The 11,355-nt window shown below is 50.4% G+C and carries 10 protein-coding genes; 2 read left to right on the top strand and 8 right to left on the bottom strand.

Translation table 11 applies throughout. The annotated features are described in order from the left end of the window. Window positions 1-24: 24 nt before the first annotated feature. Genes IX84_RS10875 through IX84_RS10860 form a run of 4 tightly spaced genes read right to left on the bottom strand, consistent with a single transcriptional unit; the run spans window position 25 to window position 6,884 of the window. The gene (locus IX84_RS10875) at window positions 25-621 is read right to left on the bottom strand and encodes a DUF1788 domain-containing protein (RefSeq protein ID WP_044220101.1); all 597 of its coding nucleotides are present in this window, start codon (window positions 619-621) and stop codon (window positions 25-27) included. Next, entirely contained in the window at window positions 621-1,253 is a 633-nt protein-coding gene (locus IX84_RS10870; RefSeq protein ID WP_044220098.1) for a DUF1819 family protein, read from the bottom strand. The genes IX84_RS10875 and IX84_RS10870 overlap by 1 nt, the downstream gene beginning before the upstream one ends. A gap of 40 nt (window positions 1,254-1,293) precedes the next feature. Beyond that, window positions 1,294-3,453: a hypothetical protein gene (locus IX84_RS10865; protein ID WP_044220096.1), complete on the bottom strand. Its 2,160-nt coding sequence runs from the start codon at window positions 3,451-3,453 to the stop codon at window positions 1,294-1,296. Next, a complete protein-coding gene (locus tag IX84_RS10860) occupies window positions 3,450-6,884 on the bottom strand; it encodes a hypothetical protein (RefSeq protein WP_044220093.1) in 3,435 nt (1,144 codons plus the stop codon). Before IX84_RS10860 ends, IX84_RS10865 begins: the two co-directional genes overlap by 4 nt. 125 nt (window positions 6,885-7,009) lie before the next feature. On the opposite strand from IX84_RS10860, the gene IX84_RS10855 reads away from it, so the two are divergent. After that, window positions 7,010-8,449, top strand: a complete 1,440-nt coding sequence (locus IX84_RS10855; RefSeq protein ID WP_081968706.1) for a sigma 54-interacting transcriptional regulator — start codon at window positions 7,010-7,012, stop codon at window positions 8,447-8,449. On the opposite strand, the gene IX84_RS10850 is transcribed toward IX84_RS10855, so the two are convergent. From IX84_RS10850 to IX84_RS10840, 3 genes are all read right to left on the bottom strand, one after another. Then, window positions 8,440-8,832 (bottom strand): hypothetical protein, encoded by a 393-nt coding sequence (locus IX84_RS10850; RefSeq protein WP_152604994.1) that lies wholly within the window; start codon window positions 8,830-8,832, stop codon window positions 8,440-8,442. The two genes, IX84_RS10855 and IX84_RS10850, sit on opposite strands and share 10 nt — an antisense overlap. A gap of 91 nt (window positions 8,833-8,923) precedes the next feature. Continuing rightward, window positions 8,924-9,304 (bottom strand): hypothetical protein, encoded by a 381-nt coding sequence (locus IX84_RS10845; RefSeq protein ID WP_044220088.1) that lies wholly within the window; start codon window positions 9,302-9,304, stop codon window positions 8,924-8,926. Window positions 9,305-9,307: 3 nt separating this feature from the next. After that, window positions 9,308-9,961, bottom strand: a complete 654-nt coding sequence (locus tag IX84_RS10840) for a hypothetical protein (protein WP_044220086.1) — start codon at window positions 9,959-9,961, stop codon at window positions 9,308-9,310. Window positions 9,962-10,035: 74 nt separating this feature from the next. On the opposite strand from IX84_RS10840, the gene IX84_RS10835 reads away from it, so the two are divergent. After that, window positions 10,036-10,239, top strand: coding sequence for a helix-turn-helix transcriptional regulator (locus IX84_RS10835; protein WP_044149461.1), 204 nt, complete (start codon window positions 10,036-10,038; stop codon window positions 10,237-10,239). A 106-nt stretch (window positions 10,240-10,345) separates the two neighbouring features. On the opposite strand, the gene IX84_RS10830 is transcribed toward IX84_RS10835, so the two are convergent. Then, window positions 10,346-11,248 (bottom strand): AAA family ATPase, encoded by a 903-nt coding sequence (locus IX84_RS10830; protein WP_052515946.1) that lies wholly within the window; start codon window positions 11,246-11,248, stop codon window positions 10,346-10,348. Window positions 11,249-11,355 lie beyond the last annotated feature (107 nt).

The following is an 11,355-nucleotide window of genomic DNA, read 5'->3' as shown; positions in this document are numbered from 1 at the left end:
TTCCTGCTGAGTTGGTTAGAGCGATTACAGATTGATATTATCGAGATTGAACGCCCGGTAGTAGTTATCGTCTTTCAGGGTATCAAACAAACGCAAGTAAGAACCACTTCTGGAAGTGACGTAGGCCCCTGGGAAAAACATGATAGAGGGAGCTGTTTTTGCTATGCGCTGCAGGTTATTCAGCACATTGTGCGACCGGATGAAAGGAAAAACCTGCCCTACTCCGGTGATAAAAAGCACCTGATGCGCCCTCGCTTTTATCCGCCGGTCTATGGCCGGGATCATCTCCGTTTCCACATCGAGAATGGACTGCATCATTTCGAGAAACTCGGCTTTCGTGCTTTGTGTTTCCTCCTCAAAAACGTCTTCCAGGTCGTCTTCCTGCTGAATGATTTCTAAAGATAAATCAAATAGGTTAATTTCCAATGTATCGACGCCCAGAGTTTTCAGCCGCTTTTGCAGGGCATTAATGGCTTCGACAACTTCATTTTCCTGCGTAGCCGGATAAGGGGCGATGTAGAAGGGGATTTCATTGCCAATCGCCTCCATCTTCAGGAAGGCATCCTGCTGGATTTGCTGGGAGTAGTGTTCAAATTTTTCCGAAATATTTTCCTTTTGCATCACTTTATTCGGTTGATAAATTGCCTGATATCCCGGTCGGAGACCAGCAAATAACGCAACAATTTAGGGTCTTCGTCAATCAGCGCCTCGGCCACGTAGGTGGTCACTACCGGTGGTGTAATGACCCGCTCCTCCCGGTTGTTAACGATGCCGGCTTCTTCCATCATACGGTAAAGCCGGGAGCGCAGTTTCTGGTAGGTCGAATCACTGACCTGTTGCAGCTTGGGCTCTTTGAGCGTCTGCGCTTCCAGGAACTCCGTATAGTCCGACTCGTGCACGATATACTCGAAGGCCTGAATTTTATTGAGCAGGACCTCCAGTGCAAATGCCCCGATAAATGGGTAGACTTTGCACACCGCCACCCAAAGCAGCTGCTGTTGCTCAGTGAAGGTGCCTTCAGCAAGCCGTTCCATTTGCAAGGGCGTCATCTCTTTCAACCGGGTGCGCACCTCATAGAAAGACCGCACCGTCGTTTTCAGCTGATTCTTTTGTAGGGCATTTTCTCCAACCACCTCTGCCTGTACAGCCTCCCAATCCTTTAGATCAGCGTACAACTGTGCGATTTTGATGCTTTCCTCCACCTGCAGGGCAGCACCGGAAAAGGACAGTCTGTACGGACGGGACGCAGCCATTTGCTTCTGTTTTTGTGCCGCCCAATATAGTCAATTGCCGCTAATCAAAAGAGATTTGGCTCAAATCAGGGAGGGTACTGCTGTCTGGTTTTTCAGCCATCTGCGCGTATTCCCGAAGCAATTTAAACGGAAAGGGCAAAACCGTGGGAGCGTTGATGCGGACGAAGTTCACGGCCAGGGTTTCCAGCAGGAAGTCACTGAGCAAACGGCTATTGTTCACCGGCTTTAGCGTACGCACCACATTCCCGTTTGGAAACTGCCCCTTCGTCTCTTTCATCCGGGTATTGGCCCAGTAATACAGTGCCCCGTCTTCTTCGTAAGTATGCAAATCGACCAGTGCTTTTGAATAGCGGTCTGTCGCTTCTTTGCTTTTGAAAGGGTGCTTCAGCCAGTAGCCAAACGCCCGATGGAAAGCTTTGGCGTAGTCACTTTTTACCGGCGATTTACCGCGAATGCAACGCTTCAACTCCGTCAGTGCAACGGTTTGACCCGTTTGAATACCGGCAAGGTATTGCTGCAAGTCCGGCAGGGCGGTTTCACTTCCGTTGGTGTTCAGGTACTGCGCAGTAAACGATTTCACGTCACCTGCCGGCACCTCAACGCCTTCAATCTCTATGCCGGCCATTATCTCTTTGTGGATGCCCTCCAGGTTGGGGAATGCCCGCCGGCCCGTTTGCTGAATGACATTGAGGTTGCCCCCATCATCAAGAATGACACCTTCTATAGACTGTCCTCCTCTGGGGTGCTTGTCAAAAATGGCGGTCAGTTTGGAATGAAAACCTTCCGTAAACAGGTCTCTGGTCAGGCTGCTGAATTTCATCTGCCCATCCGGATGGATGGATAGGAAGTGGAAAACAGGCTCCTGCTGATCTTCCTCTTCCTTCAGCACAAAGCTCCAGGTACCTGAGGCCTGAAGCCTTCCCCAGTCGAACACGGTCATTTGGCTTCGGGCAATATCGTATTTCAAGTGCAGCTCTGTGACGAGCTTGGCGATGAATGCCTGGCTATTTCCCGCTCCTTTAAACTCCTGCCGGGTAAATTGCTGGGTGGCACATTCCGGCGTGGCTTTAAATTGTGCATAGCGATCTTTATCTTCTTTATGCCGTTGGTAGTGCTCGATGTCGTTGTTCATGACAAAGTTGATTGCCCCGGGATCAGCGTGCCGGGTCGACCGGGCAGACAGCCCGAAGTGTTCCCGCAAAGCAGCTTTGAACTGTTGCTCCGCTTTTGCATCAATGGTGTTATTGATCAACCTTACAGGCATATTCCGGAGCACATCGGTACAGTCGGCAGCCGATTTTTCAAATTGTACCGACTCCACAGCGGTTTCAGGCCTGCACACCTGCTGCACGTCAAAGTAGTTGCGAAATTTAGGGAGAAAAGCCTCAAAGTAGAGTTCGTTGAAAAGGGCAATCTTGGTGGTGCCGTACTTCTTTGGGTTGAGGGAAAAGAAATTGATCCGGTTCTTTTTCTTTTTGCCCTTTATCAGCCTTGCGCATTTCGGGCGGCGATTCACATAGCGGTCTTTTAGCGGGATGTCCCCATCGAGTACTTTGTTGTAGCGTTTGAACCGGTCGGTGGCGGGGTCAAACAGAAACTGTTCCTCGCTCCATAGTTTTTTCCGCTCTTTTTCACTGGGCCTGCAGTATTTATCCCGAGATAGATCCTCATGCCGGTTGAGGGAAGTGAATGTCCGGGTATGCAACTGTATGGTAAAGTCTGGTTTAACCTCAACTTCCATCGCGATTCTGCTTTGATCAGCCTTGTTGACAAAGTCGCGGTCTGCAGAAGTGATGAACAGCCGCCCGGTGACGTTATGGTAGCGGTATCGGTGGCGGTCGGAGTTGGGGGCTGCATTGAGGAAAAGCTGAAACAGCTTGTGTTTTCGTTTGATCTGCTGAGGTTGTACAGGTGCTATAAGGCAATCGAAGGATTGTCCGGTTTCCGTCAGCCGGCCCAGATAGCCGCTCTTCGGCAAATCGCTTGTACGGAAAAGCAGGAATGCTTCATTCTCCCACATAAAACAGGCAGACTGCAAAACACCTTGAAATGGATCTGGCAGAGCGTCCAGAAAATCTCCTATGACCCTGTAGGAGAGTCTGTGCTCCCCTCTGCGCCGCATGCGAAGAATGGTGAAATTCTTCATGATTTCCCGATAGTTGGGCGTAACGTCGAAGGCGTTGAAATACAAGTGATTCATAGCTTCATAATTTTATCGTGGATAAATTGCAGGTGTTCTTCCAGCACGACTCCCCGGCTCAGGTCTAATAATCCCGGGACTTCAATGATGCCATCCTCTCCGGTTACCGGCTGATAATCCGGAGCGGGGGAGACGATATTGACAATGATTGCTGCTTTGCCACCAACCTCTTCCAGCTTTTTCCTTATTTTCTCTTTCTGTACCCGGGCATCCACCCGTGTGCCTGCACCCCAGTATTTAAAGTCCAGGTATATTCCATTATCTGTGGCCGCATCGAAGCGCTCATAGTGCTCCGGAGGGAGCGGGCGGCAGGAGATGCCGTGTTTTTCCAACAGGTGCGCCCCAATGACTTCTCCCAATGCGCCCAGATAGATATTTTGGAAGGTAGGTGGGGATACCATACGCTCATTGGGTTGGAACTCCATCGCGTATCCTTTCTGCTCGAATAGCATTTGGATCGTCCTGATCTTCATGAGCTCCGGAAGGCGGGCCGCATCTTCAGAGGCAGATTTTCCGGATTCCTGATTAAAGGAAATGGAAAGGTCGTTTTTGAAATCGCTGCGGGTCTGATAGTTGTACATCCTGAGCCGTTCACCCTCGGGATGAGCGATGTAGAACCGCATCAAACCATTCCCCGTGATCCGTTCTTTTGAAGCGGTGGGGTTTTTCAGCACGTATATCCTCAAACCTTCCCAAAAAGCGATCTCGCTTTCTTGCCAGATACGCCTCCTAGCCAGCTTTCTTAGCAAAGTCGCTGTCTGAATAGAGGTGCTGACATTCTGATTGCGGACCTTTTCAGCCGGGTCAGCCGGATTACCTCGTTGGTGCACCTGCGCGTGTTTTTGCAGTGCCTCAAACTCCCGTACCAGCAAATGCCCCTCTGCGCTGAATTGGTTGAGGTACCGTGCGAGATTCTGATCGTAAAGCAAATGCGTAACCGGCGGCTTTAGCCGGGTACGGGACAAGCGCCCTACCGCCTGAATGATCACCCGGCAATAATGAGCAACGACCGATTCGCTTTCCCGGACTGATCCGCTGTTGAGTACCGCATACTTATTCAGCTTACGCCCGAAGATATAGCGAACCCTTGCACTTTTCTGCTCCTGACTTATGGCCCCCCCGGCCTCCAGGTAAGCGACTTCAAAAAGGTAATGAATCAGGTCGGTATCACTGATGGCCTCCCCGCTTCTGAAATAGGATAAAAGGTGGGTCGGTTGTTCCAGATAGATACCATCGTAGTCTTTTTTCCCATCCCCGTACTCCAAATCGTTGACGGCTACGACTTTCTGCCCGGGATGCGGCTCGTACTGAATATTTTGCCCCGCCCCCATAGTTTGATAGGTGGATACGACAAAAGCGTCATGCCCCTTTTTCAAGTGCTCGCAAATGCGCTCAAAGCTGTGCTCAAACCCACTGCTGTCGACAATATAAAGTGTTGAGGACACTTCCTGCTTTGCCTCTTCCTCCGTCTCCTTCAGGTAGCATATCCGAATCTCTGTCAGTACACTTATGAGCACTTCTTCAGTGAAGTCATCGTTTTGCCCTTTACGGGGCAGCTTGTTGAGCAGGCAAAGAAAAGAATGGCAATCCTCTTCCTGAATAAACCGGGCATAAGCCATCCCCAGCTTGATATAGCGGCTTGTTGCGTAGGCTTCCTCATCGCCCGGCAGTTGATGGGCAAGTGTTTTATAAACCTCTTTACCTGCTCCGGGCAATAGCGCCTTAAGCGCAAGCGCCCGATCCACAGGACAGCTTACCGCCTCTACGCTGATCTTATGGCGGCCGGCTTGAGCATAACGCTCCCGAAATGCCGATTCCAACGCAGCGACTTCATCAGGCCGCAGCGCATAGAAACGGTTTTGGAGGTGAGCACGCAGAAACGCCAGCGAATAGTTGGACAGCGGGGCATCGAATCCCGCCGTAGCTGAAATGCCGATCACTAAAGCCCGCTGACAAAGCCCCAGCATCCAGCGCTCAGGTGTAGTGAGGGTATCCGCAAAACGGAGCTTGGTGTTGGCATCATGCGCCTGACTGTTGAGCAGATCGAAGTAGCGAAAGCCTTGCCCCAGGGGCGATTCATCCATCAAATCTCCCCGGCTCAGCCCTGCGGAAAAAGTCCTCTGCGTAATGAAATCCTCAAAAAAACGGTGAGTGGGCACGTCGTTGATATCAAAAACCTCCAGGCAGGTACGGATGGCATTACCAGATGACATGCGCTCCTCGGTTTCGGGCCGCTTACTATGAACGCTTTGGTATACCCTGGACAAATCCCCTATGAAATAGGCAAACATCCAAATGAACCCTTTAAGCTTGTTGAGCAAAAACAGGAGGTTCTCCTGCTCGGTCTCCGGGGGCTCCGGCTGCGTATGAATATAATTGGTGGCATCCGCCTTACTGGGTTCGACTTTCAGGTAAGCCCGGTTGTCCCCCACAAAAGTATGATAACGATAGTCGTGGAACAGGAAGGCACGGTCCTGCGCTGTTGCCGACCGGAGCAGGAAATGATAATCAAAATGGAATCCGGAACGGATAGCCTCCGCTTCTGCCCTTAAGTGTTCAAACCTGTCCTGTAAATAATTCAGTTCCTGTTCCGTAATCATCGGCCGTAAGCGGGATGTTGGCAAACTACGGGCATCCACCCCTCTTGCGATCCTGACGAACAGCCCCAATATATCCTGAGTGTACCGTTCTGTGTGTTCTACGATCGCGTCCTGAATATGCTGTTTGCTGGCATCAAACTCATCGATAAAAACGACGCTGTTCTCTACAATCCCGGATGTCGCGATCTGTACGGCCGGCCCGATAATGGTATCCAACTGTGTATAGAACTTCCGGACTGTAGAAAAGAATACGCGCTTTTCGAAAACGGCAACAATCGGATAGAGCTCTTCCACCCACCTCAGGTTCTTGTCCGAACGAAGTTCATTCAGGCGGCCCTTTGCCTCAGATTGTCCCTTGAACTTAGGCTTTAGATAAGCCTTCAGTGCATTGCGGAATTGGCGTTCTGCTTCGCTCAGCTTTTCGTACAGATACCTCTTGAAATCCGGCGATGCATCCTTTGGGCACGCTTTATACTGTATGGCCCATTTCGTCATCTCGCTGGCATGGGGGATTTCCTTCGCGCGCTCTGGTAGCTCACCATTTTTTTGAATGTAGTCCGTGACCAGATCGACATAGCTCTTTACCTGCAGGACATGCTGATCGAAGAGGTCTTTCCCCACGAGCACCTTCAGGTCGTCAACGGGTAAGTTCTTTTTGAGGGTTGTCACAAACCAGATGTTTTGCCCGGGCCCGTCCGCTAATTGAATCTGCTCCTTCATGTATTGGAGTGCGTAGTACGTTTTTCCAAAGCCGGTCGGGAGCGTCAGAAGTAAAAGCCCATTGGGGTCATCGGCAGTGGCGTGGCGGCTGATTATGTCCTTTAGCGTCATCTGGTACCTTTGATTTATATCGATAAAGTAGAAAAAACAGTGCCAATTGCCATTTGCCTGTTTTTACTGTATTTTAGGCTTCAAAGTATTCATTTTCTGATTTTATTATTCATTTCCTGAATAACATGGCTCGAATTTTAATCTCCTGGATAGCTACTGGCAATGACTTCAAAAAAAGTGAAGGCGTAAACGAAGCGGGCACAACAATGAGCTTTCACCGGCACTTCTATGAGGGCTATGACCGGCATATTTTGCTTTACAGTGCCAAAGAAAAGCAGGACACTCGCGCCATGCACCTGCTCAACGTCCTCAGGAAGCACTTTCCGAAGCACCATGTTTCTCCCCAATGGTACGCCCCCTTTGATGTGATTAGCCTGGAGGCTATCCAATCAAGGATAGAACCCTTGTTGCTTGAGCATGCCGATGACCAAATAGACCTTTTCATTTCCCCCGGCACTCCGGCTATGCAAACCGCGTGGGTACTTGCCCATCTCACCCTGAATTTGAACACCCGCCTATTGCAGGTTAGGCCCCAAAAGTTTACTAAGGAACAAAAACAGCCTGAGCTGTTGGAAGTCCGCATCAAGCGGGACGCCCTTACGGCTAGTGCAGTTATCAGGGAAAAACTTCAAACCAAAAGTGCCGGGAGTGCCCTTTCGGAGCGCTTTTGCATGACGGACACCCTTAGCAAAGTGTATGCCCATGCGAAACGGATAGCTGCTGCCGCAAATACCACCGTCTTCATAACCGGCGAGAGCGGAACCGGTAAAGAACTGCTTGCCCGGTATATTCACCGGGAGTCTCCAAGGCGGGAAGGCCCGTTCCTCCCGATCAACTGTGCAGCCCTTAGTGATGAGCTGCTGGAATCCCGATTGTTTGGCTATAAGAAAGGAAGCTTCACCGGTGCAGAGGAGGACCGGAAAGGGCTGATTGAGTCCGCGAGCGGCGGTACCGTTTTCCTGGATGAGATTGGTGATATTTCTCCTCATCTTCAACAATCGTTACTCCGGGTATTACAGGAAAAAGAGGTTACGCCAATTGGTGGGCACCCTAAACCTGTGGATGTCCGGTTTATCTCCGCTACTAACAAAGACCTTCGTGCCCTTTGCAAAGCAGGGGAATTCCGCTGGGACCTATACTACCGCTTAGTGGTTACAGACCTCGACCTTCCGGAGCTTCAGGATTACCCCCTACAGGAGAAAGCGCAACTACTTCAGTTCCTTACTAAGGAAAAACAAGCACAATTCAGACGACCAACACCCCTGGAACTTACTAAGGAGATTCGTGACCTCATCCTGGCCTATCCTTTCCCAGGCAATATCAGAGAGCTGGAAAACATACTGGAACGGCTATATGCCCTATGCCCTGACCGTACCCCTACTAAGGCAGATTTACCGAATTGGATTGTGAGCCCTGACCCTTCCTTTTCGTTAAAACTGGAGGATGTTATTCAGGAGCATGTGCAACGTGTATTTGAAACACAGGGCGGCAATCAAAAGAAGACGGCTGAGGTACTTGGTATCTCTTATAATACACTGAGGAAACGGCTTGGGCTTCAAAAATAACTAAGCACCTCTTCCGGCAACCCCTCCAGCCCGTCCCGCAGCGCCCGTCGCAGCACTTCCTCAAACCCCTCTGCATCAGTCCATCCCTCCCGGCTTAGCAGCAGCTCGACTTCCAGCACCGTACCTTCCTCCTTAGTAAAAAAGGCTGATTCCTCCTTAGTAACGGTAAGGTCCACCGTGATATACAATTTGCGCAGCGGCGTTTCCAGGCTTAGTAAATCCACCTCCCCATTCAGCTTATCTTCCAAAGCCGATAAGACCTCCATAGATATGGTCCGATCCTCATCATGAGCAATGAGGCCAATATGAAACTGCTTAGTAGTGACATCTTCTATCAGGTATCGCGTTTGTTTCCCAGACGATGAATGTCTGGATGCAAGCACCGGTCGGGCGTATTAGTGGTTGTTCCCGCCCTAAGTTCTCCGACAGCAGGGCGTAGCTGTAAATTTGGATTTTCTCGCGGCGGAGGCATTCTTACAGCGGGCCTTCGTACTCAATTAAGTAATAAAGCCCCTGCTCCATATGCCAGCGCCCATAGCGGCGAGCCTCACCTTTGCGGGTTACGCCGTACTTCCACACCTCGTCCTTGTGCAGAAAGATACGGTTTTTTCCCGGACAACTGTAGCAGGGGTACCAGCCATCCCGGGCAGCCCTTAGTACGTATTGTTCGGCGTTTTCGAGCTCTTCCAGTTCCCGGTTGAGTTTGGCTTGCCGTTCGGGGGATAAGCCTGGAATGTCCTTAGTAATTTCGTACGCGGCGTACAGGCTTAGTAAGGCGACCAAAATTACTAAGGCGGCTTTTGCCAGGGTAGGCGGCTTGGGTTTAACAGGTGTTTGTCCCTTAGTAACAACCATAACTTAAGATTTAACTAAGGACTTTTTACGTTGAATCACCGCAAACAAGTCGCTGTACGCGTAAATCACGAAAGCAATCAGTCCGGAGAGGGTAATTTTGATCGTTAAATCCGGGAGTTCGCAATAGTAAAGGATGTTGATCCAGCACTGTACGACTGCGAACACAATCAACATGCTGCGTTTAGCCTGATGAACGGTGAGCATAAGGGCGGTAATTTCGGAAACGCTGCCGAAGAAATAGCCCAGCCACAGGTTATCGGCATCGCTTACTCGGTGTACGAGGTGGGCAACGTGGTGGACTTGTATGGCAATGGCCCCTACGAGTGTACAAAACACCATGGCTTCGGAGGTGGCCCAGTGCGCTACGAACTGTATGGCCCGGATCAAACGGGGCGGCGTAGGCTGTACGGGCTCCGACGTTGCCGTTGCTGGGTTTAACGCTGTTGTGCCTCCTGTTAAACGCGCTATACGGCGTTCAACTTCGGCTTGCTTTTCGCCATTCGCCGTTTTTAGCCTATATTCGAGCAAGCGCAGGTATTCCGCCACACTGATCGCTGATTGCGGTTGCCGGGGGGTTATGCCAAGGCGCTGCAAAGCTTCCAGGCACCGCTGATGCGAGGAGTAAACGCCAGTCCAAATGTCGGAAGTCAAATACATAACAGTCGTTTTACTAATACAAAAATAGTCGTTAATAGATAATAATTAAAATCGTTAAACGACTTTAACTAAGCATGGCAGAGGAAAAACTCAACCGGATCAAGGAAGTCCTGCGCGAACAGGGCCGTACGAACAAGTGGCTAGCCGCCCAATTGGGCAAGACTGAGGTCACGGTTTCCCGTTGGTGCCGCAATGTGCAGCAGCCAGACCTGGAGACGCTGTACCGGATTGCGCGGACGCTGGGGGTGGGGGTTTGTGCGTTGCTGGTGGAGGAGTAACCCTGTAACACGTAACAAGTGCCAAACAGCGTTACACCTGTTACACGGTTGTTACACACTGTCACATCAACGTCACCCCCTGTAACACTCCAAATGTTACGTTACACTACCAGGGCGGATCCTCATCGTCATCAGTCTGCCCACTAGTTTCGGATTCGGTTTTTGCACGGTCTACCACCCGCTTGACCGTTTGGTGGCTAACACCCAACTGTTTGCCAACTTCGCGGTAGCTTTTGAGCGCTTCATACAGCTCCAGGATATCTGCATCCCGTTGTGCTTTATCGCTTTCTTTGTACGTACGCAGGTGGTCGCGCTCTGATCCATAGCTCTGAAAAGTGAACTGTAAGAAGTTGCCCACCTTTTCCAGCATACAAACGATGACGTTATCTTCCCCGTACACTTTCTCACATTCCCGCACCTTGATCTGCTTAATGTACCGCAGCTGGGGGTCCTGCGTGCTGCAGCCAATAGCGAAGGCACTGTCCATAAAGTTCATGAGTTGTGCACTGCCTGCCAGGTCATTGATGGTGATGGGTTGGGTAGCGTCCCTTTTTGGTGTATGGGCGATAAGCAGGATGCTCAGCTCTTCTTCCCGCTTCAGTTTGTTGAGCTTTTGCATAAAACCGCCGGCATCCGAAGCCTTCTCCAGGCGATGGTTTAGCCAGGTGATATTATCAATAATGACCACCTTCGCCCCTGTTTGCTGCACTTCTTTGCGTATGCCTTCGATGTAATAATCCACCAGGCTCACCTCTTCCGGCAGGTCCACTTCGCCAAGCTCATAACGCCGGAGGAATTCCGGGAACTTGTACAGATGTACATACCGATCATTTTCCACCTCGCTGTACCGCTTAGTAAATTGCCGCGGGGACAGCTCGAAGTCAAAGTAAAGCACGGTCTGCTTCCCGGCCGACATAGCCCAATAAGTATTAGGCATACCCGAAGCGATATACACACCAATCTGAAAGGCCAGGATTGATTTCCCGGTATTGGTAGAAGCGTACAGCACACTGGACTTACCCCAATTGTCTAGACAGCTTTAGCTGTATTTATGATTTACAAATTAAACAAAAAACACATTCATAATCATCATAATATTTTCTTTTTTTGCTTCTT

Origin of the sequence: Phaeodactylibacter xiamenensis, assembly GCF_000759025.1 — a bacterium.
Classification (GTDB): domain Bacteria; phylum Bacteroidota; class Bacteroidia; order Chitinophagales; family Saprospiraceae; genus Phaeodactylibacter; species Phaeodactylibacter xiamenensis.
The sequence above is the reverse complement of the archived record's forward strand: the minus strand, read 5'-3'. Positions and strand labels throughout refer to the sequence as shown.